The organism is Ornithinibacillus halotolerans (assembly GCF_014637405.1).
Taxonomy (GTDB): Bacteria; Bacillota; Bacilli; order Bacillales; family Amphibacillaceae; genus Ornithinibacillus; species Ornithinibacillus halotolerans.
This window is the reverse complement of sequence record NZ_BMEY01000003.1, coordinates 1-23,513: the sequence shown is the minus strand read 5'-3', so window position 1 is coordinate 23,513 and position 23,513 is coordinate 1. Positions and strand designations below refer to the sequence as shown.

The 23,513-nt window shown below is 34.6% G+C and carries 17 protein-coding genes and 1 riboswitch; of the genes, 7 read left to right on the top strand and 10 right to left on the bottom strand.

Annotation, left to right across the window (positions count from 1 at the left end; genetic code table 11):
* Positions 1-17: 17 nt before the first annotated feature.
* The 4 genes from IEV35_RS03310 to IEV35_RS03295 form a co-directional block, all read right to left on the bottom strand.
* Entirely contained in the window at positions 18-5,396 is a 5,379-nt protein-coding gene (locus IEV35_RS03310; RefSeq protein ID WP_188383283.1) for a diguanylate cyclase, read from the bottom strand.
* Positions 5,397-5,533: 137 nt separating this feature from the next.
* Positions 5,534-5,620, bottom strand: a riboswitch (cyclic di-GMP riboswitch).
* A gap of 534 nt (positions 5,621-6,154) precedes the next feature.
* Positions 6,155-7,504 (bottom strand): short-chain fatty acid transporter, encoded by a 1,350-nt coding sequence (locus IEV35_RS03305; RefSeq protein ID WP_188383282.1) that lies wholly within the window; start codon positions 7,502-7,504, stop codon positions 6,155-6,157.
* A 332-nt stretch (positions 7,505-7,836) separates the two neighbouring features.
* Complete coding sequence (locus IEV35_RS03300) at positions 7,837-8,268, bottom strand: hypothetical protein (protein WP_188383281.1); 432 nt, start codon at positions 8,266-8,268, stop codon at positions 7,837-7,839.
* Between the two features lie 72 nt (positions 8,269-8,340).
* Positions 8,341-9,162 carry an MBL fold metallo-hydrolase gene (locus IEV35_RS03295; protein WP_188383280.1) on the bottom strand — a complete coding sequence of 274 codons (822 nt, stop codon included), beginning with the start codon at positions 9,160-9,162 and terminating at the stop codon, positions 8,341-8,343.
* A 97-nt stretch (positions 9,163-9,259) separates the two neighbouring features.
* Between IEV35_RS03295 and IEV35_RS03290 the strand changes: the two genes are divergently transcribed.
* From IEV35_RS03290 to IEV35_RS03265, 6 genes are all read left to right on the top strand, one after another.
* Complete coding sequence (locus IEV35_RS03290) at positions 9,260-9,721, top strand: divergent PAP2 family protein (RefSeq protein WP_188383279.1); 462 nt, start codon at positions 9,260-9,262, stop codon at positions 9,719-9,721.
* 401 nt (positions 9,722-10,122) lie between these two features.
* Positions 10,123-11,277, top strand: coding sequence for an HD-GYP domain-containing protein (locus IEV35_RS03285; RefSeq protein ID WP_188383278.1), 1,155 nt, complete (start codon positions 10,123-10,125; stop codon positions 11,275-11,277).
* Positions 11,278-11,446: 169 nt separating this feature from the next.
* Positions 11,447-12,610: a peptidase gene (locus IEV35_RS03280; protein ID WP_188383277.1), complete on the top strand. Its 1,164-nt coding sequence runs from the start codon at positions 11,447-11,449 to the stop codon at positions 12,608-12,610.
* 116 nt (positions 12,611-12,726) lie between these two features.
* Positions 12,727-13,425: a 5-oxoprolinase subunit PxpB gene (gene pxpB / locus IEV35_RS03275; RefSeq protein ID WP_188383276.1), complete on the top strand. Its 699-nt coding sequence runs from the start codon at positions 12,727-12,729 to the stop codon at positions 13,423-13,425.
* Positions 13,418-14,359: a 5-oxoprolinase subunit C family protein gene (locus tag IEV35_RS03270; protein ID WP_188383275.1), complete on the top strand. Its 942-nt coding sequence runs from the start codon at positions 13,418-13,420 to the stop codon at positions 14,357-14,359. Before pxpB ends, IEV35_RS03270 begins: the two co-directional genes overlap by 8 nt.
* A 16-nt stretch (positions 14,360-14,375) precedes the next feature.
* Positions 14,376-15,134, top strand: a complete 759-nt coding sequence (locus tag IEV35_RS03265) for a LamB/YcsF family protein (protein WP_188383274.1) — start codon at positions 14,376-14,378, stop codon at positions 15,132-15,134.
* A gap of 150 nt (positions 15,135-15,284) precedes the next feature.
* Here the strand turns inward: IEV35_RS03265 and IEV35_RS03260 are convergent, their stop codons facing one another.
* The 6 genes from IEV35_RS03260 to IEV35_RS03235 all read right to left on the bottom strand — a co-directional run bounded on the left by IEV35_RS03260 (position 15,285) and on the right by IEV35_RS03235 (position 22,150).
* A complete protein-coding gene (locus IEV35_RS03260) occupies positions 15,285-16,358 on the bottom strand; it encodes an ABC transporter permease (RefSeq protein WP_188383273.1) in 1,074 nt (357 codons plus the stop codon).
* Positions 16,355-17,875 (bottom strand): sugar ABC transporter ATP-binding protein, encoded by a 1,521-nt coding sequence (locus tag IEV35_RS03255; protein WP_188383272.1) that lies wholly within the window; start codon positions 17,873-17,875, stop codon positions 16,355-16,357. Before IEV35_RS03255 ends, IEV35_RS03260 begins: the two co-directional genes overlap by 4 nt.
* Positions 17,876-18,042: 167 nt before the next feature.
* Positions 18,043-19,008, bottom strand: coding sequence for an ABC transporter substrate-binding protein (locus IEV35_RS03250; RefSeq protein WP_188383271.1), 966 nt, complete (start codon positions 19,006-19,008; stop codon positions 18,043-18,045).
* A 59-nt stretch (positions 19,009-19,067) separates the two neighbouring features.
* A complete protein-coding gene (locus IEV35_RS03245) occupies positions 19,068-20,054 on the bottom strand; it encodes a Gfo/Idh/MocA family protein (protein WP_188383270.1) in 987 nt (328 codons plus the stop codon).
* Between the two features lie 62 nt (positions 20,055-20,116).
* A complete protein-coding gene (locus tag IEV35_RS03240) occupies positions 20,117-21,130 on the bottom strand; it encodes a Gfo/Idh/MocA family protein (RefSeq protein WP_188383269.1) in 1,014 nt (337 codons plus the stop codon).
* A gap of 33 nt (positions 21,131-21,163) precedes the next feature.
* Positions 21,164-22,150, bottom strand: a complete 987-nt coding sequence (locus IEV35_RS03235) for a LacI family DNA-binding transcriptional regulator (protein WP_188383268.1) — start codon at positions 22,148-22,150, stop codon at positions 21,164-21,166.
* Positions 22,151-22,401: 251 nt separating this feature from the next.
* Here IEV35_RS03235 and IEV35_RS03230 point away from each other — a divergent pair, with 251 nt between their 5' ends.
* Positions 22,402-23,370, top strand: coding sequence for a sugar phosphate isomerase/epimerase family protein (locus IEV35_RS03230; protein WP_188383267.1), 969 nt, complete (start codon positions 22,402-22,404; stop codon positions 23,368-23,370).
* The last annotated feature ends 143 nt before the right edge of the window (positions 23,371-23,513 follow it).

Sequence of the window (23,513 nt, the reverse complement as noted above, 5' to 3'; positions counted from 1 at the left end):
TTCTCCACAGTCTCTTTCTAAATAATATTAGCCACCAACTCACTATACACATTTAACACATTTAGTTCATCCGCTCCAAACTCCTTCATTCTTGCTGGAACAGACAAATAAATTACACCTTTAACTTTCCCGTCATTAATAATCGGTACACAAGATACAGACTCCCAATCCGGTAATCCATTAACCGGATTAATCTTATCCGTTCTTTCCCAATCAATCGTGTACAAACCTTGACTACTTTGCAATACTGTATTTACTATTTTTTCATTAAATAGCGATTCTTGAAACCAATTTTCTTCCTGCGATTTCCGTCCAAACACTTTAGTACCTATGTCCTCATTATACAGTAAAATATAGCCGTACTGTGCTTCGATAATTTCTATCATTCTACCAAGGAATCGATAAATTTTCTCATGCTTAGAAAGGCTAGTATTCGTTAATTGGATGATTTCAACTAGAGCAAGAACATTTCGAGCATCTTTTATTTCATCACCAGAAATAATTCCTGTTAATTTATTAAATGGCTTTACTTTGTTCTCAAAATCTTTATTCCATATTTGAGAGTTATTACGACCATTTTCTTTTGCAACATACAAAGCTTGGTCAGCTTTTAAGATAAGTTCCCTTACCGTTTGACCGTTTTCTGGGAAGGATACAATCCCCATACTTAATGTAACTTCATGCTTTTCCCCTAATAGTTTTTGATCTTGTACCGCTTTACGGAGCATTTCCGCTACATTTAATGCCTCTTTTGTGCCAGCAGATGGAAGAACGATAATAAACTCTTCTCCGCCATATCGTCCAAAAATAGAAGAACGATCCAGCTTACTAATAATTATTTGAGATACTTCTCTTAAAATGCTATCCCCAACTTGATGGCCATACCGGTCATTGACCCCTTTAAACTTATCTAAATCATACATGATAATACTAAATTCTTTTCTATTTTTTCTTGCATAATCTAATGTATGTTGTAGTGCATCCTCCAAATATTTCCTTGTTAATGCGCCAGTAAGTTTATCAATCGATGCAGAAATAGTTAGTTGGCGTTTTTCCAATAGTAATACGAGAAAATTCACTAGTTGCAAACTACTAGCTAAGACTTGTTCATTAAAGTTATTTACTACCTTATCCGTCTCAAAGTAAAGATATCCTAGTAGTTGCTTATTATCGCCGGCAAAATGATAATCTTCTAGTTGTTTGATAATAGGTATACAAGCGACACCTTGGAGTTCATCTGGTAAAAAGTCAAAATCAATTTCTGCTTCTTCTGTCCATTTAGAAAGAATGACTGGCTTCATCGTGGAGCGTACTCGATTAAAAATTGATTGATTATCAGGCAATTGATCACGTTCATTCATCGAAGAAAGAACGGTTAACTCAAGTCCTGTGTCCTCTGCTAAAACAAAACAACTTGTCGCTAGAAATTTCCCCGCTAAGTAATTTCCAATCATTTTAAGGTTATCATCAATTCCACTATCTAAGTGGATAAACAAATCTTCTAATTGAACAATTCCTTTGGAAACTTTGTCCATATATTGCTGACTTACATAATCCATAAAAGTTTGATTACGAATAAAAACCTCTGCTTGATTTGTAGTTAGAAATTCCTGAATTTCTTCTAAGGAAGAAATAGGGTTAGATGAATGGTTATTTGAAAATTCCTCCTCCCCACTAATCATCCAAATCATGATTGAGTGTAATCGGGAGATGCACGGCGAGAGATTTTTCCCTTGAATATAATCCAGCTTAAATTCGTCTGGTATTTCACTAAGTAAGTCTTTTAACCCTTTACTACTTTCTAGGTAATAATTCGCAGCATCAAAATATCTTCCAAGTACAAAATAGCAATGTCCTAAATCTGCTTGTATTCGAATGAGAAGTTCTCTACTTATTGAATTCTTTGCTAAGTCTAAGCTTTCTTCTAGGAAATGGATCGTTTGCTCATGACTTTCTCCAAAGACAACGGCACCTTTTGCGTAATTAAATATTGCTTTTAAACGTATCGGTGTATCCGGTTGAATGAACTGTTCTGCCTTATTTAATAATTGTTTTCCTAGTTCAAATTCATCTAACCAACACAGTTGAATGGCTGCTTCACATAGACTCTCAATTATAAACGATTTATTCGTAATTTTATCGGTCATCTTCATCATTTGCTCGGTTAGAAATAGACGTATTGATTTGTCTGATTGCCTTAATTGATTGATTAGAACTTGAACAGTTGCTGTGAATTTATTATTATTCTCATGTTCATTATGAAATTGTAAAACTTTTTGATTATATTTATCTGCTTCTTCGAAATTACCAAGTGCCTGAAATAATCGAGCACAAGTTTGATAATACTCACCAATATCGAAGCCTTTATTTGGATTATTTTTTACATCCAATTCTAACTTTTGAAAATAATTGAAGGCATCTGAAAAACTATTTCGTTCTAAACTTACTTCGGTTAGAAAGCTTAGTAATATAAATTTTTCAAGTGGCATGTTATACCGCTCTGCCTTAGTCAATGCAACATTCAAATATTCAAAAGCTGTCTCAAATTCATATTTTGTTGCATAGTAATCTGCAATATTTAAATTAGCAAAAACTTCCCCTGTATAAATACCAAGTTCTTCACTTAAATGTTTTACTTGGATATGATATTCCATTGCTTTTTCACTGTCTTGGACTACTTCATGATAAAACGCACCAATATTATTTAGGGATAGGAGAACACCGCGTGTATTATCAATTTCCTGTTGAATATCCAATGACTTTTGATATGCGTCCAGTGCTTCCTTCGTTTTACCTATTTGCTGATAAATAAAACCTAATGTGCGATAGGCATTCCCTCTAATCTTGTGATACTTTTTACCACAGGCTGCTATCACTTCTTCGAAAAGCCGTGCTGCTTCTAATATTTGGTTACCTTCTGTTAACAACGATGCTTTCAATCGTTTAACTTCCAGACTAGCTTCTTCATCTACAAATGATTCTAATATTTTTTCTGCTTTTTCAACATATAATCGTACTTTATCATCATTATAGGAATTAGAGATTGCGTTGGCCAATTTTAAATATACTTCAAGAAGATACTTCGGATGATTTTCCTCAACAGCTAATTTTTCCGCTTGCTCTAAATATTCCTGAGCTAATGACAAATCACCGGAATCAGAAAGTAATTCACCGATTTCTAATTGTAGTTTTACTTTTTCGATACGCTGGTTTGTAATCTCAAGTGCGCGAATCAAATTTTCTAACTGTAGTTTTATATTACGACTTTCTTTCATTCTCTTTGCATTTTCTAAGTAATATAACCTTGCTTTTTCTTTGTCGTTTGCATGAGAAAAATGAAAGATGAGTTCATCTAAATGGTCATTAGTCTGATAATTAAGGTTCTCTTCTAATCGGGTTGCAGCTGTCTGATGTTTTGCTACTTTTTCATCATGGCCTATTTTTTCATAAACAATCGTTTTCAATACTTTATTACGAAAATCATATAAGTAAGCATGGTCACTAATTAATCGATTTAAGACACCTTTTTTCACTAAATCCTCTAATAATATTTCTACTTCATCACATTCTGGATTCATTTGTCTTAACATTTCTACTGAAACAGGTTTTGAGAAGATAGAGACTCCCATTAAGATTTCCATACTAAATTGATCAAGGTCTTTTAATTGGTTAATCAAAGCTTGTTCGACACTAGTTGGTAACTCTAATGAGTTATAATTTTCATCTGGTAAGTCAATATGCCACCTTCCATTTTCACCTACATAGATGATTTGGCGACTATATAAATCCTTGATAATTTCCGCGATAAATAGAGGATTACCATATGATTGTTGGTAAATTCTTTTAGAAATAAGTGTCGGTGTAAATGCCATCGATAAAATACTACGAATCATTTCCCCAGTTTGTAATACATTAAGTGGTTCTAAATAGATAGTTTCTGAATCTGAACGTTTTTTCATATTCTCTACAAAATCCATTGCAACATCATGTTGATTGGAACTATCATTCGTCGTAAAAACAAGGGTTAGGTTTGTCTTATCAAGTACTTCTGTGCATAAATAATGAAATGTATCAATCGTAAAATCATCAGCTAAATGAATATTATCGATTAGAATAACAGTTGGGCGATTTTGGATGCTCTCATTAATAAAACCAGCAATTCGATTTAACAGTCGATATTTAGTATTTTGTTCAGTTGTATAATTAATAGAAGATGAATAATTCGAATCCATCAATTCAGGAAAATAGTTGATCAATTCTTTTTTATATTTATCAACAACTTGATTATCCGTTTCCATGATGAATCTTCTTAAAATATCAATCCACATATTCTTACTATCACTAGAACTATTTTTTAAGCTATAACTAACATATACACTTGCTTTACTTAAATCGAGTAAAAACTTCACTTCTTGTAAAAATCGTGTCTTCCCTAATCCAGTAGGGCCTTGAATAAAGAATATTCGCTTACTTGGTTGATAAGAAAACATCTTCTCACAGGCTTTTAATACCTCTTCAATTTGCATGTCTCTTCCAACGAGCTTTGTATGTAAGTTTAATCCTTGGAATTCCTCTTTGTTGATAATCATATATGAAGCATTTAACGCTTCATTAATATCTACAATAAAGTCATAAATATTACTGTATGGAAACTCTTTGTCTGTATCTAGCAATCTCTCTAGTAGTGGAATTAATTTGATAATATTTGAATCTATCGTATCGTTTCGTAAGAATAGTAACTGTTGCCTTGGAGATGTAATAGAATCATTACCTATTAACATAGATAATAATAATATTCCTAATGCGTAAATATCAGATTCTTCGTCTTCCTCAAATCCAGCTAATACTTTTGGAGATTTAAAAACCGTATCCTCTATTCTTTCTGCATGGGCAAGCTTTTCCATTTGTACAGTAGCAACGTCCTTTAAAAGAACTTGATACCCATTTGTGTTGTTCACTATTTGTATGGTGTGCTGATTCAATGCACCATGGATAAACCCCTTTAGATGTAAATAATGAACAGCAGAACATATGTCAACAAAACATTGTAATACTTCCGCTGTAGTCATCTCATGAACCGCTTCAAATAAATTCACCGGATTGGATACATAATCTGAAGTGAAATAATACTGGGGAGCTGTTTGTAAATTATTATCGATAAAAGAAACCGTATTAAAACTATAATTTCTTATAATTCGTGAGCTTGATAAACTCTTAATATCTAAGAAACGAGTAATATAAAAGTCTAGTAATGATTGAGGTAAATACTCTGTATTTAGCAAGTTTAACAGAATTAATTTATTTTCATTACGCATATCATAAGCAGAATAAACCATTACATGTTTCTGCTGTTTAATCAGCTCTTTGAGTCTATACCGATTGTTAATGATTTCCATTTCTTTCACTCCACTTAATAATTTAGCATCATTTTTAAGGAATTTAGTAATAGTTTATATATCATATTTTGTCTTAGAAATAAGGAAAAAACAAAAAGACTATTCCAAGCATGTGAATAGCCAAAAAAGTTATGTCTTTTGGTAGCCAGGCGATCATTAGTTTTAATACTTTTAGACCCTTTGCTTTGCGTCCTACCCTTTCGAATAGTTTGCCTTTTTCAACATTACAATATTAAATTTTAGTAATACTTAGTACCTATTTATCTAAATAGAACAATACCGACTAATACTTAGTACCTATTCTACACTAATCTTGCGATAATTCAATCATTTACTTACATATTTTTATACTTTTATTTCCTTTTCTATTAGTTTTTTCCTTTAGTACTATATACCCAGTTTTAAAATGTATAAACATCAAAAAAATATAAAAAAAGAGCCCGAGGCAAAACCTTTTTCTACATAGTAAATACTGAACTATACGATTTGGGTGCAACTAACCCGCTCCGGAAATATACTTCGCTTTACGCGGGCGGCTGGTGAGCCTCCTCGTGCTAACGCACTGCGGGGTCTCACCGATGCCTTTCCTCCCGCAGGACAAGGAACGCTTCGTCAGCGAAACATCGCACGAAGAAAAAGCGTTTTCCTTTTTCGAGGAGTCTGCGTATATTTCCGGAGCTAATGTATCGTATTGTTCGGTTTTAATATGGAAAATTAGTTTTTATCCAGACTACTTTTACATTTATTACATTTTCAATTTAGAAGAATAAAAGACCTATTGATATTGGAATGAAACTCCAGAATAGAACCATGACACAGAATCCCATAATATCGCGTACTTTCAATCCTGCAATTGCAAGTAATGGTAATGCCCAGAATGGTTGGATCATATTCGTCCAAGCATCTCCCCAAGCAACCGCCATTGCTGTCTTCGCTGTATCAGCACCAAGATTTAAGGCAGCATCAATCATAATCGGACCTTGAATGGACCATTGACCACCGCCAGATGGAACAAAGAAGTTCAATATTCCAGCACTAATAAAGCTTAGCCAAGGCAATGTAAATTCATTGGAAATACTAACAAACCATTCGGATAACTGATCAGATAGTCCTGAATCGAGCATCATCCCCATAATACCTGCGTAAAATGGAAATTGAATAATTATCCCACCAGCATTCTTCACAGCACCATTAACGCTATTTAAAAAGTTTCGCGGAGTTCCATGGAAAAGTATTCCTAGGAATAAAAATGTAAAGTTTACTATATTTAAATTTAAATCAAATCCATTTGAAACAAAGTGATAAATTACAAATGCTAATCCTAGAAAACCAATTAACAACGAGATTAGCTTACTATTTTCTAGTCTTTCTGCAGGTGTTTGCTCTTCCTTATTAATAATTTCCTCTTCTTCTTTTTCAGTTGCTTCCATTCTCGTTTGTTGAAGCTGAAGTAATTCTGGATCAATAGAACCAGTACCTTGCTTTGATTTCATAAGTAGACTGTTTAAGATTGGTAGAGAGACTAATAAAGTGCCAACAATAAATAGGTTCATCCCACCAAATATCGTTTGTGTAACAGAAATTAATCCCATCTTCTCTTGTAGAAAATGTCCTTCTGTAGCAATCGTTAAAGGTACAGATCCTGATAACCCACCATGCCAAACTAAAAATCCACTATAGGCACTAGCCATTAATAGACGATAGTCTGCAGATGGAACTCGTTTGGCAACGTGAATAGCGAGTAATGCACCTACAACAAGCCCAAATCCATAATTAATTAAACATGCAATGATTGCAACAACCGTCACTAATATTACTGCTTGTCCGGGTGTATTAGCTAATCTACTAATTCTTTCAAGTAATTTCTTAACAATAGGACTGTTTGCTAAAATATATCCCGTGACAACAATAAGAGACATTTGCATAGCAAACGTAAGTAATCCCCAAAAACCGCCACCCCAGTATCCTACCATTTCTACTGGAGAATTTTTAGTGAAAACGATTCCAAGTATAAACACTACAAAGGTCAAAATAATTGCAAATAGAAAGGCATCCGGTAAATATCTTCGTACCATTCGATCAAAAAAATTCGTAATAGAACCTAACATCGTAAAACTCCCTCCTTTAAAAGTTGTAGTACATTTTATTCTGTGTTGTCTTAATTATTCCAGTACAATGCTTTCTTTCCATTTTATCGTTTCTTCTTGATAAATCAACAAATAATGTGAAAATTTACAACACTCATGTATCTCGAAGAAAGTTTGTTTGCTATATCACAATCATTAAAAACATCTATCAGTATAACAGAATTTTGAAATACTGACACATATTTTACACAATTATATTAATATCAATTATGTTCGTCTTTTCACATCAATGGATTTTTTCGGTACAGCACAAAAAAACTACCTCCCAAACGGAAGATAGTTTAACTTTTTTACTATTTAGTATTTTTTTTACGGAAAAATAAGGTTGCTGCAACAACTGCCCCGACTGCTCCTACATACTTGACACCAGTTAACGACTTTTGTAACCAGTAATGACGCAAGGATTCCATCGCTCGAATAAGTCTAGCAATTTCTTCATAAATAAATCTCTTTTCCATTGGAGTTAGACTCTTCTTCTTTAGTTCCTCAATCAATTCAGTTAATTTAAGATGATTTTTAATTTCTTCTCTCTCAGTAATTTTAGTACTTTCTTTATTCACTAGATCTAAATAATGAAGGATTTGATTAGCAAGTTTAATTGAATTTGGTTGTTTTATAACATCACTAATATAATTCTCTAATGCCAAATCTCGTAATTCCCCTAACTGTTTCACTGCATAAAGTACTTCGTCATTAATGTCATCAAATGTTTTTCTCGGCTCCATCGCAATCACCTTATGTTTATTTTAACTATTATCCTTATCATACAATAAATTCAACGAAATAAGTGATTACAATTATGTTTCAAACCATTTACCCGACAGTGCTAATATGTAACGATTTGCTGATTTTTCTACGATTTGTATGGCATTACTTTTAATTACTCCTTGAAATGCATTATAAATACGATCGATCTTCATCGTTTTGACCCGTTCTGAAATCTCTTGAACTTTATTTGCCGGTAACGGAATTAAATTTGGATAACTATACATAAAACTTACCCAATTTTGATCTTTAACAACTTGGATAATATCTCCTGTAAGAAGAATTCCTTTGTCATTATTACCTGCAGTCCATTCTAACACGGCCCCACCTTTAAAATGACCACCTAAGCGATGTAAGCAGAGTCCAGGCTGTAATTCTTTTCTTTCGCCAGACCAATAAATAATTTTCTCACTAGGTCTTGTAATCCATTCCTTATCATCCTCATGTATAAAGATGGGGATATTGAACTCATTTGCCCATTCGACTTGAGTGGAATAATAATGAGGATGAGACAACGCAATCCCATCTATTCCTCCAATTTGATGCAACTTTTCTATCGTGGCTTGATCTAAATAAGCAATACAGTCCCACAGTAAATGGAAGCCATTATGTTGAATCACATAGGCAGCTTGTCCAATTGCAAATGAAGGTATCGTATGAATACTATATAATCCTGTTTCGACTTTTGTAATTTCATTTCGGTATTTCTCCGATTGAATCATATCTTCTAACGTGATCCATGACTGCCCATCTATTGGAACATATTGCCTTTCTTCCGTACAAATTTTGCATGTCACTGGTGGTTGTGCTGATTGATCATATTGGATTCCACAAGTTTCACATATATAATACATGTTTATGAAGCAGCTCATTATGTAATGAAGCCACTATTCCTCCTTCCTATACATAAAAATTACTGTTATAACACAAAATTTAAATGAGGTGAATGTGATGAATCGTGCAATGACTACTGCATTAATTGGTATAGGTGCTGCCCAATTTTTAAAAGTACCCCTTCATTACAAAGAAACTGGGGTTTGGGACTGGAAAAAGATGATTGGTTCTGGTGATATGCCAAGTTCCCATTCTGCTGCAGTAACTTCTTTAACAAGCTACATAGGGTTTAAACGAGGATTTTCTTCGATGGATTTTGGTATTAGTAGTATATTTAGTCTAATTGTCATGTATGATGCCATGGGAATCAGATGGCAAGCTGGTCAAACTGCTATTGCTGTAAACGATATGTATGAAGAATTAGAAAAGTTAGCGGAACAACACCCTGGCATTACATACCGAAAGCGTGAAAAAGAATTAAAGGAAATGTTAGGTCATATGCCAATAGAAGTACTTGGTGGTGCCGCTCTTGGTGTATTCATCGGCGCACTAAGCCATATGCTCGAAAAGGACGACTAGGGGGACAGTCCCCCTCTTATACAAGAATTACCATTTTCAGTACTGGAGGAATGGTGTAAAATAAGCAAGTAGAATTATTATCGTATTTAAATTTTATAACCATTACAACCATCACTTCCTCATAAAGGTCACCTACTTCATATCATACTAAATCTAGTAATCACGTCCAAGTACTCCTTATTCTTTTTTATCGTTAACATTTGTTTCTTATGATTTTGAAATAACTATACCTTACACCTAGTGAATTAGACCTATAATTCACCAAAATACTAATTTCTATTAGGATTATCATGGAATATGATGGTAAAATAGTACAAGGTTGAATTTTGTCGTGAAATGTCGATTTTTTAACAAACTTTTTATCTACTATTATATATAAAATTCATAGAGAGGAATATACAATGAAAAATCCACTTCATAATCCGTTGTTACACGAAGAAAAGAAAGCTACAAAATGGTTTTTAGTTCTCTTTTATGGATCTTTTATAATTTATGATATAATTTTAACTCATTTTTTACCCACGATTCCATGGCAATTTGAAGTAGTCAATACGACTTTATTTTGGGACTATATTCTTTATGGTGCAATGATTATCCTTATTCCAATCAGCCATTACCTTTATAAAACAAATAGGCCTGAATGGATCAAATATCTCTATTTTCTTAGTTATATTATTATTAACTTATTTACCGAACTTTGGTTTTACTCGAACAACGATGTTCCGTATAGTAGTGGTAACTTTGTCGAAGTAATTATCATATTATTTTCTCCAATTTTTGTTAATAAGAACTATTTTTATCTAGTATCTTTAGGTACAGCTTTAAAATATCTATTGGTCGGTCTAATTCTTAAAAATACTCATTTTATCCTTCCGTTAATAATTGTTCTAGTTATTACGGTTATTACCTTTATTATTCTCAAGAGGTTCATTAGTTATATGGAAACAGTAAGTAACGCTTACGATAAACAGTTGGAAGGAATAGTAAAGGGAATTAATGCTACTTTGGAACTAAAAGATCCTTATACACGTGGGCATAGTGAGCGTGTAGCCGAGTACGCGATGATTTTAGCGACAAAAACTGGAAAATTTACCAAAAATGAGTTAAGATATTTTTATTACGCTTGTTTACTTCATGATATCGGGAAAATTCATATTCCAGACGCAATCTTAACGAAATCCGGTAAACTAACCGATGAAGAATTCAACATTATTAAGATGCACACGTTAGTTGGTGCAGAAGCAATTCAAAATGTCGATGGTATGTCAGATAATATTGATGTTATCTTACATCACCACGAAAGATGGGATGGGAAAGGATACCCTGATGGATTAAAAGGAGAAGAAACGTCAATATTAGCAAGAATTACAGCATTAGCCGATGCTTTTGATGCGATGACTTCTTCGAGATCTTATCGTGCAGCCCTTCCTTTAGAAGAAGCGTATAAGCGAATGATTGAAGGGAAAGGAACCCAATTCGATCCTCAATTAGTTGATTTATTTAAAGAAATATATCCAGAATGGAAAGATATTCACGATAAATACAATAATAACTAATACGGTCAAATTTGAAAGGGGGTGTAAAGGAATGAAAATCCGTAAACTAGAAGAGAAAAAAGCAACTTGTTGGTGGTGTATCTTTATTCCTAAGTTCTAATTTTAAATTTTAAATCATTCAAAACAGGATGCTAATAATCTAGCATCCTATTATTTTTTGAGGTGTAAAATGAACCTGTCATTTGAGTCTAAATTAAGCTTACATGAAATTACAATTCGGCCAGATCATAAGCATTTTATTGTCGAAGATGTTTCTTCTGGCGATTTTTATGAAATGCCTAAAATTTGTATTGATGCCATTAATTATATAGAGAATGGAAAGTCATTAGGTGAAATTGAGGCAATGTTAAAACAGGATTATCCACCAGATGAGGTTGATGTGATCGGTTTTGCTGAACAGTTAATTGAGTTTGGTTTAGTAAAATTAATTGATGAAACTCCTGTGGATACACCAATAAAACAGAACCCAACGAAGGGGTTTGAATGGATTTCTCCACAAATTGCAAAAATTTTCTTTAATAAATATACAAACAAACTATATCCAAGTTTGTTGTTTTTAAATATAGGTTTGCTGATTTTTAATTCCGATTACATCCCCCACTATCGCGATCTATTTTTATTTGATTCGATGATGATTAGTATTCTAATCTATATGGGAATTTCACTTTTATTAATTATTATTCACGAATTTGGACATATATTGGCTATTCGTGCCCAACATTTACCTGCTAAATTAGATATTGGCAACCGTTTATTTTTAATAGTTTTTGAAACTGATTTAACAGCTAGTTGGAAATTACCACAGAAGAAAAGAAACATCCTTTTTTTCGGAGGAATTGCGTTTGAACAAGTCATTTTATTTATTGCGATTTTGCTTCTTTTAACCGGAGTAAGCAATTCCTTGTTCAGTGGAATCATTACGATTATCATTTTTGATATTATTATTAAAACTATTTATCAATGCTGTTTTTATATGAAGACAGATTTTTATTATTTGATTGAAAACATAACCGGACATTATAATTTAATGGAGAATGGAAAACAATTTTTAAGTAAATGGATTCCTTTCTTAAAGAAAAACGAATCGACGGTTGCTTTTGACGGAGAAATGCGTGGTATTCGTTTATATAGCGTGTTTTATCTGCTTGGAATAGTACTTACTTTTGTTCTATTTGGAGTATATTTAATACCGGCATTACTCTTTGCTTATTCAAAAGCAATAACCTATATTAGTTCATCTCCTACGAATCCTTACTTTTGGGATGGGGTATTCTTTCTAGGTCAAACTGTTTTACTATTAGGATTATTAATATATGTAAAAGCAAAAAAATAATAAATAGGAGAATTGCCCATGATGCTGGCCAGTTCTCCTGTTATCTCTTGAAAAACTCTTCCCATTTTTTAATATAATTTTTCCGAATAATTAGTTAATAGAAAGAAGTGATCATAATGGAGTTTAAGGTAGCCGGAGATCAAGCTGTACTAATTATCTTAGGGGATAAACGTTCTGAACAAGTTACAAGCAATGTGCAAAAACTTGCATCTTTAATAGAATCCAGTTCTATCGATGGAATAGAAGAAGTAATTCTAGGTTATCAATCCATTCTTGTAAACTATAATCCTATAAAAATTACTTATCAAACAATAAAAGCAACAGTAGCTTCACTTGAACATAAATTAACCACTAGTCATTTATCCACAAATACGCTTATTGAAATACCAGTCTTGTACGGAGGTGAAATGGGTCCTGATTTATCGGATGTTGCACAATTTCATCAAATAACAGAAGAAGAAGTAATTCATTTACATACTAGTCCAATCTATACTGTTCACTTCCTAGGATTTTCACCTGGTTTTCCCTTTTTAGGTGGTCTGCCTAAACAATTAACAACACCAAGATTAGATAGTCCTCGAAAGAAAATTAAAGCAGGTAGTGTCGGAATAGCAAATAATCAAACTGGAATTTACCCAACAGATAGTCCTGGCGGATGGAGATTAATAGGAAATACACCGATACCATTATTCAATTTTAACAAGAAAGCACCATTCCTCCTCTCTCCTGGTGATAAGGTCAAATTTAAAGCGATAACGAAGAAGGAATATGTGGAAATAGTGGCTGATGTAAAAGGTCGTGATGTAGATGTTTAAAGTAATCAAGCCTGGCTTACTAACTACCATTCAAGACCTTGGGCGTAAAGGATATCAAAAATACGGAGTAGCTGTATCTGGTGTTGCTGATTCATATGCACATCGAATAGCTAATGTTCTTGTACAAAATCCAGAAGATGCCGCTACGTTAGAAATCACACTATTAGGTCCTGAGCTAAAAGCATTGAAATCGACTACAATAGCTATTACAGGAGCTAACTTAAATCCTCATATTAACAACAAACCAGTACCAATGTGGAGTACAATTACAGTAAAAAAAGGAGATAGAATCCATTTTAAAGGATATTCCTCCGGTTGTCGGGCTTACCTCGCTGTATCTGGTGGATTTGAAGGTGACAATGTTCTAGGTAGCAAATCTACTGATTTAATTAGTCAAATCGGAGGGAAAGAAGGTAGAAGCTTAGAAAGAGGGGATTATATATATACTGGTAATGATGGAACCCTTCTAAAAATACCGACTAGAAGAAGACTTATACCTACTCTTATACCTACCTATTCATCAAACGTTACTGTTCGTGTAATTCTAGGACCACAAGAAGATGCCTTTACAGAAAAAGGGATCCACACATTTTTAAACTCGGAGTACACCGTGTCATTAGACTCGGATCGAATGGCATCCAGACTACACGGTCCAAAAATTGAACATGTAAAATCTGCTGATATTCCATCTGAAGGAATGTTTATTGGAGCAATACAAGTTCCGAAAAATGGATTACCGATATTATTACAAGTAGGTAGGCAAAGTATTGGCGGGTACACGAAAATTGCTGGAGTCATTTCCGTTGATTTACCAAAAATTGCTCAATTAAAACCAAAAGATAAGATTACGTTTAAACAAGTAACACTAGAAGAAGCACAGGAATTATTAGTAAAGCAAGAAAAATTATTTACAATGTGGAAAGCAACCATTTAAGTAGGGGGAATTTCAAGTGAAGATAATCGATTTAAATTGTGATATGGGAGAAAGCTTTGGACCGTATTCCCTTGGAAATGATCATGAAGTGATTCAACTTATCTCTTCCGTTAATATAGCCTGTGGTTTTCACGGTGGAGATCCTGATGTGATGGACCAAACAGTTGCTATGGCTAAGAAATATCATGTTGGCATCGGCGCACATCCTGGCTTTCCAAATTTAATCGGGTTTGGGCGATGGAATATGGAAATACCTGAACAAACATTAACGAATATGATCATTTACCAAATTGGGGCATTAGATATATTCTGCAAGAAACATGACGTTATTATGCAACATGTAAAACCACATGGCAATTTAAACAATATGGCGGATAAAAATACTAGTATTGCTACAAGTATCGTTGAGGCTGTGCAATCAGTTAATTCTAACCTCCCTTTATTTGTAAAACCTAATTCAGAGTTAGAACGAATTGCCAAACGAAAAGGCCAACCTTATGTTTTAGAATTATTTGCGGATAGAGCCTACAACAAAGACTTAACTCTCGTCCCTCGCCATCAAGAAAATGCTGTCATAACAGATAGTCAAGTTGCCGCCCAACGCGTTATCCAGATGGTTAAAGAAAACACGATTACAGCAATAACCGGGGAAACGATTCGAGTTGAGGGGAAAACTATTTGCGTTCATGGCGATACACCATCAGCAATTGAACTGATAAAAGATATCCGCAAATTGTTGGAGATTGAAAACATAAAAATTGGTTCACCTGTATAAAGTCTAGGGAGTAGTCACTAAAGCTTGTGGTGTTCTTTCTACTATTAGAAAGTTGTTAGAAAGAGAGTGGAACATAACTTGATTAAAGGCAGGAATTCACGATCGGTTTTAACCTTGCAAGAAATAGTTATGTCCCAATCTCTACTTAAACTATGCACTTTTCTCTTTTCTTTGTAATAATACCGCAACAATAACGATTACACCTTTAAACGCTTCTCTCAAGAATGGTGGTACGCCAAATAGGTTAAGTAAGTTGTTCATCACTGCAATAATTAACATGCCATAAACTGTACCAAGTATAAATCCACGACCACCAAGCATATTAGTTCCGCCAACAACAGCTGCCGCTATGGCATCCATTTCCATCCCTCTACCTGCATTAGAGAAGTCCATAGATCCGATACGAGATACTTGAATAATCGCTGCTATGGAAACGAGTAATCCCATCAACCCATATACTCTAAGCTTCACTCTATTCACATTAACACCGGAAAGTTTTGCTGCTTTTTCATTAGAACCAACCGCAATAATTTGTCTACCAAAGATCGTTTTCTTAGACACATAATAAAGGATCATGGCAATTATTGCCCAATATATTATTGGCATAATCATTAGATTACCAATTTTAAAGCTCGAAATTTGTAAAAATTCTACAGGAACCGATGTGTTATATCCTTGTGTAAAATGCTGAGTTACACTTCTGAAAATCATCATCGCACCTAATGTAGCGATAAATGGTGGCACCATACCTTTTGTTATAGAAACACCGATTATTGAACCGAGCAAATATCCAAATCCCATTACTAAAATAATCGTTAGAATAATAGCGGGAACACCTGTGATCCCAATTCCTCCCAGAATCCCTTGAGCCCCTGTATCTAATAAATACATAGCAAAGGCCCCCGTGATAACGAGAGTGGAACCGACAGATAAATCAATTCCTCCAGTCATAATAACAAAAGTCATTCCTAACGCAACAATTCCAATTGCTGCATTATTTCTTAATATATTTATCCAGTTATTCGTCCAAGCCTGAAACCACTCTCCAAAGGAAGGATAATCAAATCCAAGTGTTAGAGTTTGTAAGATTACCATAATAATAAGTGCGATTAAAATACTAAATAGTGGGTCATTTGACCATTTTTGTTTAAACCAACTAATAAATTTGTTATTAGATGTATTTGGGCTTTCTGACTGTATGTTAGGTTCTAATTCTGGTTTCATTTTTGGTATACCCCTTTCTCATCGCCAAGTTCCCCACCTGTAGCTAAGCTCATAATCGTTTGTTCATTCATTAAATCACCTTCTACCTCACCTTGGATAACACCGTGATACATGACAAGTGCCCGATCACAAACCCGGATTATTTCTTGTGCTTCACTAGACAAAACAATTACCGCAATCCCCTCGTCTGCTAACTTTAAAATCGTATCGTATATTTCTTCCTTTGCACCTACATCAACACCTTGTGTAGGGTTATCCAAAATTAACACTTTAGGGTTTGCTGAGAGCCATTTTGATAAAACTACTTTTTGTTGATTACCACCTGATAGACTAGTAATGCTATCTGTCATATCCCCCATTTTTATACGTAAAGAGGCACGTTGTTTCTCAAACAATTGTTTATGTTTAGAAGTATTGATTACTCCACGCTTTGCAAAAATTGGCCATGTTACGATGGATGCATTCTCAAAAATATCCATATCTTTAATAATGGCATTTTCTTTACGATTGCGCGGAAGATAGGCTATGCCTTTGTTTATAGAATCATATGTACTTTTATTAATTACTTCTTTTCCTTCTAGATAGATTTTCCCTTGTTCAAAGGGATTAGCTCCAAATATCGATAGGAAAAGTTCACTACGCCCGTCTCCTAGAAGGCCTGTAACACCAACTATTTCTCCTTCATGGATTGTAAAACTTATATCTTTAAAATGTTTATTGTCGGATAGTCCTTCTACACGTAATATTTCTTTTCCTACTTCGGCCATGTCTTTTGTTCTTCTTAATGATTCTGTTCGAACATCAAAACCAACCATAAAACTAGCTAAATCACGTTTCGTTACATCTGTTACGTAACCTTCCGATACTAAGTTACCATCGCGTAATACAACGTATTTATCACAGATTTCCATTACTTCATTTAATTTATGGGAGATAAATATAATGCCAACGTTATGTTCTTTTAACGTTTTCATCATAGCAAATACTCGTTCAATCTCCGTATCTGTTAGGGATGTAGTTGGCTCATCCATTATGATGATAGATGCATTCGTCATCATGGCACGGCAAATTTCAACAATCTGCTTATATGATGCATCGAGATCCCCAACCATTTTCCCAGGATCTAAATCAATATTCATCTGTTCAAAGATTTCTTTTGTTTTGTCATACATTTGTTTTAAGTCTAAACTACCTCTTTTTTTCCTAATTTCTCGACCGAGAAACATATTTTCATAGATTGGAAGATCATTAATTAAATTCAGTTCTTGATGGATAAATGCGATGCCTGCTTCCATGGATTGTACTGGTGTTGGAAAGTCTACTTCTTCTCCATCTACAAGAATGGCTCCTTTATCCATTGGTATCACGCCACCAAGAATGTTCATAAGTGTAGATTTTCCTGCACCGTTTTCTCCTAGTAATGCACAAATTTCTCCACCTTCTAAGGAAAATGAAACATCCTTGAGTACGTCATTACTGCCAAAGGATTTACGTATGTTTTTCATTTCGATTTTCATATGATCACTTCCAAGCTAAATTTAATTATGGGGCTGGGACATAGGGGTTAATTGAACATTATAATTAGCGCATCTAACCCGCCCCGGAAATATACTGCGCTTTCCGGGGCTATGTTTGTTTATTACCCTATTAGTTATGTTCCATCACTTATATCAATACAAAATTATTAATATGGTGAGTCTGCATCTAGGAATTCTTCGTGGTTATCTCTGTCTACTACGGTTGTTGGGATGATTGTATCTTTTTCTACATCTTCACCTTTTAGGATTTTTACAGCTGTATCAACAGCGTCTTTAACCATTGCCGGGCTATATAGAGCAGATTGGATCCAAATATCCTCATTTTCTGGCATCATCTTGAAGTATTCTTGCATGCCCCCACCACCAGTTACTACTTGAATATCCGTTCTTCCTGATTCTTCAATTGCTTGTAGTACACCGATAGAAGTTTCATCATCTAATGAAAATACAGCATCAATTTGATCAAGACTAGTTAAAATATCAGCAAAGTCTTTTAAGCCATCTTCTCTAGTAAATTTAGTTGCATACGTATGAAGATTCATATCTGGCGCAATCTCTCCGATTGTATCTAGGAAACCATTTTTACGTAATTCAGATACAGATCCAGCTGTTGGAACTTCAAGAATTACTACTTCCCCATCTGTACCAATCTTGTCAACAATGTAATTTGCACCTTGTACTCCCATATCATAGTTATCACCAGCAACACGATACACGCCATCTACATCAATAACGATATCAAAGTTTACTACTTCAATTCCTTCATCTAGTGCACGTTGAATTGGAACTTCCATTCCTTCCCATTGTGGAAAGGCAACAATGGCTTCTGCTCCCCAAGTAATTAAGTCATCTAACTGGGAAGTCATTTCTGAAGCGTCACTACTTGTGTGAATTTGATACTCAATCTCATCTGATAATTCCTCTGCACGAGATTCTGCGTGATAAGCAACGGCAGCAACCCATCCATGAGTAACAGCTGGAGCTAAAATACCAACTTTATACTTATCACCTGATTTTCCTGACCCATTGTTGTTAGAATCTGAACCACATGCTGCAAGAATTGGAACCATCACCAATACTAGCAATACAAACAGCTTGACATACTTTCTCATTTTTCTTCCCCCTTAAAATTTGTTAGGTATAAATATAAAAATATGAAACATTGAAACTACTACTTTACTAAGACAACTTTTCCAGTTTCTAGTGATTCTTCAATTGCTTCGAGTACTGTCATAACATAATAGACATCATCTAGTGGAATTTCAGTATTCTTTTGTTCGGTACTTAAGCATTGGATAAAATAAGAAAGTTCATTTTGGAAAGCATCACCATCCTTCACATTCAATTCCGTACAAGTTTCGTTTTCGTATAAAATTAAATTACTGCCCTTCACAGCCTCAATATTTTCTCCAGCTTTTAGCTCAAACTCTAAAGTGACATCTGAAGCTTGTGCTCGGAAAGACATCGTAAATGGATAGCCATTTGGCATTCGATGAGAAGCTTCTACGAAAGCCTTTGTTCCATTGGTGAAAGAAAGCGTTGTCATTATGTGATTCCATGCTCCCTTTGCATTTCTTGTTCCAACAGCATAGACTGTCTTTACCTGCCCTAATAGAGCATAAAGAAAGTCTATATCATGTAAATGAAGATCAAATAGTGCGCCACCACTTTTTTCTGGATATTGAAACCAGTCTCTCCATGTAGGTAATTGACCTAAACGTTTAGCATGAACAATTTTAACTTTCTCTACATTAGACGAGATGTAAGACTTAATTGCTCGGTACTCTGGCCAAAATCGAAGCACATGACCGACAAATAGTTGTACATTTGCCTCCCCCACTACTTCCATCATTCGTTTTACTGCGTGTGATGAAAGGGCAAGTGGCTTCTCACAAATAATATGTTTACCAGCTAAGGCTGCCTTAGTAATATACTCCTCATGCAAATAGGTTGGTAAACAAATATCTACTACATCAATATCCTTCCGCTTTAGCATTTCTTCATAACTAGAAACAAAGGTATAGTTAGACTGATTATTTGTAATGGCATTTCCACTTCGCGTGTAAATGGCAACTACCTTTGCATTTGGCACATGCTTATAGGCTTGAAGATGGGCTTTTCCAATAAATCCTAAGCCAACTAGACCAATGCGTTTCATAACTTACTCCTTTGTGTTTATTTAGTGGAACAGTAATTAACTACTGATGTTTATGTATGTCACTATGACAATTGCTCTAGTATGTTTTCAATAACACGTAATGAACGGATAGCTTCATCACCAGTAATCGGTGACTTCTTTTCATGTACAATACAATTGATAAAAGCGTCAATTACCCCTGTTGAAGTTTGATTATCATTTGTTTGGATTTGTTCCAATTCATAATTAATAACGGTCCCATCTTTCATTTCGACGATAAGTTGATAATTAGGATCATCATATATTTTAATTACTCCGTCTTGACAATAAATAATCGTCGAATTATCCTCTTTCCCATAATAAGTCCAGGAAAAGGATGCAGTACCTAAACGACCGTTCTTTGTTCGTAATGCACACACGACATTGTCTGGTACTTCAATGTACTCACCATGCTCATTTATTTTGTCTAATGCACCACCAAAGGCATGAACATCGACTATTTCATCATTTAAAAGCCAATGGATTAAATCAATTTTATGAATCCCTAAATCACCAGCTACACCAGAATAAGAACGTTCTTTTTTAAAAAACCAAGTAGCATTTGATTTCGTTACTCCCCAACTTTCCGGACCGCCATGCCCGAATGTTGTCTTAAACGTAAGTACTTCACCTAACTCTTTATTAGAAATTATTTCTTTTGCTTTCTGATGTGCCTTTGTAAAACGTTGATTATGGTCTAGCATGAGAATTTTGCCTGATTCCTTCTCAGCCTTCACTATTTCTTCAGCAAATCTCACCTGTGTAGCAAGTGGTTTTTCGCATAATACATGTTTTCCTTTTAATAAGGCTTTAGTCGTATGAATATGATGAACCTCATTGGAAGAACAGTCACTGATGGCAATTATCGTAGGATCATTTAACAAATCATCTAAGTCTTTCGCAACACGTCCACCAAACTCATTTGCTAAGCTTTCTGCTCTTTCTGTATTCCGGTCATAAAAAACAATGTCCTTCACATATGGATTAGCCTTGTACTCTGGTGCATGGCGAAATCTCGTTATCGATCCACAGCCAATAATACCCACATTAAATTTCACCTTATGAACACTCCTTTCTAAGACCTAGTAAATTTAACCTATTGTAGACTCACGAATGATTAATTCATGTTCTAAGACAATATTTTCTACCTTTTCACCCTTCAGTCTACTTAACAACATTTCTGCCGCGATTTTTCCCATGTCATACATTGGTTGAGAAACGGTCGTAAGCGTTGGATTGGTCATGCTAGAAAAACTAATGTTATCAAACCCTACAACAGCGATCTGTTCTTCTGTGTTAGCATACATATTGATAGCCTTTAATGCCCCAATTGCTAAAGTATCTGAAACGGCAAATACAGCTGTTGGCTTCTCTTCTAATTGTAATAACATCCGCATTGCATGAACCCCATGTTGAAAATCCAATGCTTTCGTATGATAAATCCATTCCTTTCGAATTGGCAGTTGGAATTCTCGTAAAGCTCTCTCATAGCCTTCTCGCCGTTGCCTTGCATATAAAAACTTTTCATCTGATGAAATGAGTGCAATTCTTTCATTTCCAAGACGAATCAAATGCTTAACCGCTTGATAGGCTGCTAACTCACTGTCCACCGTAACATATGGAATACTTCCACCTTTTTCATATTCACTACAAAGAATGACTGGGTGTTTTTCAGCTAGCTCATTCAGTTTTTGCATATTGACCGTTGGATCCATAGAAATTACACCGTCAGCTAACTTATTTTTCACCATATTAAAATAGATATTTTCTCGTTCTGGTTTTGAATCCGTTTCACAGAGGAGGATATTATAATCACTGGCAATGGCAGTATTTTGGATTCCATTGATGATTTCTGTATAGAATGGGTTCGATATACTTGGTAGTAATACAAGTATTAATCTACTTTCTGAATTTCTTAAGTTACGCCCTAACATGCTCGGTTCGTAATTTAATTCTTTGATGGCCTCTTCGACTTTACTTCTCGTTTTAGGGGATACCAATGTAGCATTGTTCAACACTCGAGAAACAGTTGCAACAGAAACGCCCGCTTTTTTTGCGATTTGTTGTATATTTGCCAAGATGATTCCTTCTTTCACTATTGTTAGAAAAACTACCATTTTTATCTTAAGTATTTGTCAGTTTTCCTATAAGGGCGAAGAAATTTAATCACCCTTTCTCTATCATAAATGTAATCGATTACAATTTGTATTGTAGAATTGATAGAATAATTTGTCAACAAATAATTATAAATATTAATGGAATATATATTGTTTTTATAATATTTTATGTATAATAAATGTAATCGATTACATTTAGGAGGGAATTTTTTATGAAATTAGGAGTTTTTACAGTACTATACTCTGATAAATCATTAGATGATATGTTAGACCATGTTGCGGCCAAAGGGGTAGAAGCAGTGGAATTAGGGACTGGTGGTTACCCTGGAAATGCACATTGTAATGTTGATGAACTATTAAATAACGAGGAAAAACAAAAGGAATTCCTAGAAAAATTCAAACGTCGTGGTTTAATCATTAGTGCATTAAGCTGTCATAGTAATCCTTTACATCCACAGAAAAAAATAGCAGAAGAAGCCGATCGTTTATTTAATAAGACCGTTCAACTGGCTAGCCAATTGAATATTCCCGTAGTAAATACTTTCTCTGGGTGCCCTGGTGACCATGAAGATGCAAAATATCCAAACTGGCCTGTTGCCCCATGGCCAAATGAATTTGCGGAAATTTTAAAGTGGCAATGGGAGGAAAAAATAATCCCGTATTGGAAGGAAAAAGCTAAATTCGCAGAAGAGCATCAAGTTAAGATTGGCTTAGAACTTCATGGTGGATTTTCCGTACATACACCAGCAACACTACTTCGATTAAGGGAAGTTTGTGGACCAGCAATTGGTGCAAACCTTGACCCTAGTCATATGTGGTGGCAAGGAATTGACCCAGTTGAGGCAATTAAAGTATTAGGAAGAGAAAATGCCATCCATCATTTCCATGCGAAAGATACAATTATTGATCAATCAAATGTAAATCGTAATGGTCTTACTGATATGACTTCTTATTCCGATATGCAAAACCGTGCTTGGTATTTCCGTACTGTTGGATTTGGACATAGTACAAAAGAATGGGCGGATATGATTAGTACATTACGTCTTTACGGATATGATTATGTGGTGAGTATTGAACATGAAGATGGGCTCATGTCCATAGACGAAGGATTTACAAAAGCGGTTGAAACATTACAACCTGTTTTGGTAAAAGAATCAATAGGAACGATGTGGTGGGCTTAAATCATAGAGGGGGAACTCCCCATAGCCATCAAGTTAAGCAACTTTAATGGAAAAATGACCAATTTTTGTATATGCTTCTTTCGGGAATGAAACCGAGAGGAGCTTTTTTTTGAATAAAGAAATAAAAATAGACAACGAGATTC

Coding starts and splice junctions, on each gene's coding strand:
- IEV35_RS03310 (WP_188383283.1), bottom strand. CDS start 5,396: ATGGAAATCATTAACAATCGGTATAGACTCAAAGAGCTGATTAAACAG.
- IEV35_RS03305 (WP_188383282.1), bottom strand. CDS start 7,504: ATGTTAGGTTCTATTACGAATTTTTTTGATCGAATGGTACGAAGATAT.
- IEV35_RS03300 (WP_188383281.1), bottom strand. CDS start 8,268: ATGGAGCCGAGAAAAACATTTGATGACATTAATGACGAAGTACTTTAT.
- IEV35_RS03295 (WP_188383280.1), bottom strand. CDS start 9,162: ATGTATTATATATGTGAAACTTGTGGAATCCAATATGATCAATCAGCA.
- IEV35_RS03290 (WP_188383279.1), top strand. CDS start 9,260: ATGAATCGTGCAATGACTACTGCATTAATTGGTATAGGTGCTGCCCAA.
- IEV35_RS03285 (WP_188383278.1), top strand. CDS start 10,123: ATGAAAAATCCACTTCATAATCCGTTGTTACACGAAGAAAAGAAAGCT.
- IEV35_RS03280 (WP_188383277.1), top strand. CDS start 11,447: ATGAACCTGTCATTTGAGTCTAAATTAAGCTTACATGAAATTACAATT.
- pxpB (WP_188383276.1), top strand. CDS start 12,727: ATGGAGTTTAAGGTAGCCGGAGATCAAGCTGTACTAATTATCTTAGGG.
- IEV35_RS03270 (WP_188383275.1), top strand. CDS start 13,418: ATGTTTAAAGTAATCAAGCCTGGCTTACTAACTACCATTCAAGACCTT.
- IEV35_RS03260 (WP_188383273.1), bottom strand. CDS start 16,358: ATGAAACCAGAATTAGAACCTAACATACAGTCAGAAAGCCCAAATACA.
- IEV35_RS03255 (WP_188383272.1), bottom strand. CDS start 17,875: ATGAAAATCGAAATGAAAAACATACGTAAATCCTTTGGCAGTAATGAC.
- IEV35_RS03250 (WP_188383271.1), bottom strand. CDS start 19,008: ATGAGAAAGTATGTCAAGCTGTTTGTATTGCTAGTATTGGTGATGGTT.
- IEV35_RS03245 (WP_188383270.1), bottom strand. CDS start 20,054: ATGAAACGCATTGGTCTAGTTGGCTTAGGATTTATTGGAAAAGCCCAT.
- IEV35_RS03230 (WP_188383267.1), top strand. CDS start 22,402: ATGAAATTAGGAGTTTTTACAGTACTATACTCTGATAAATCATTAGAT.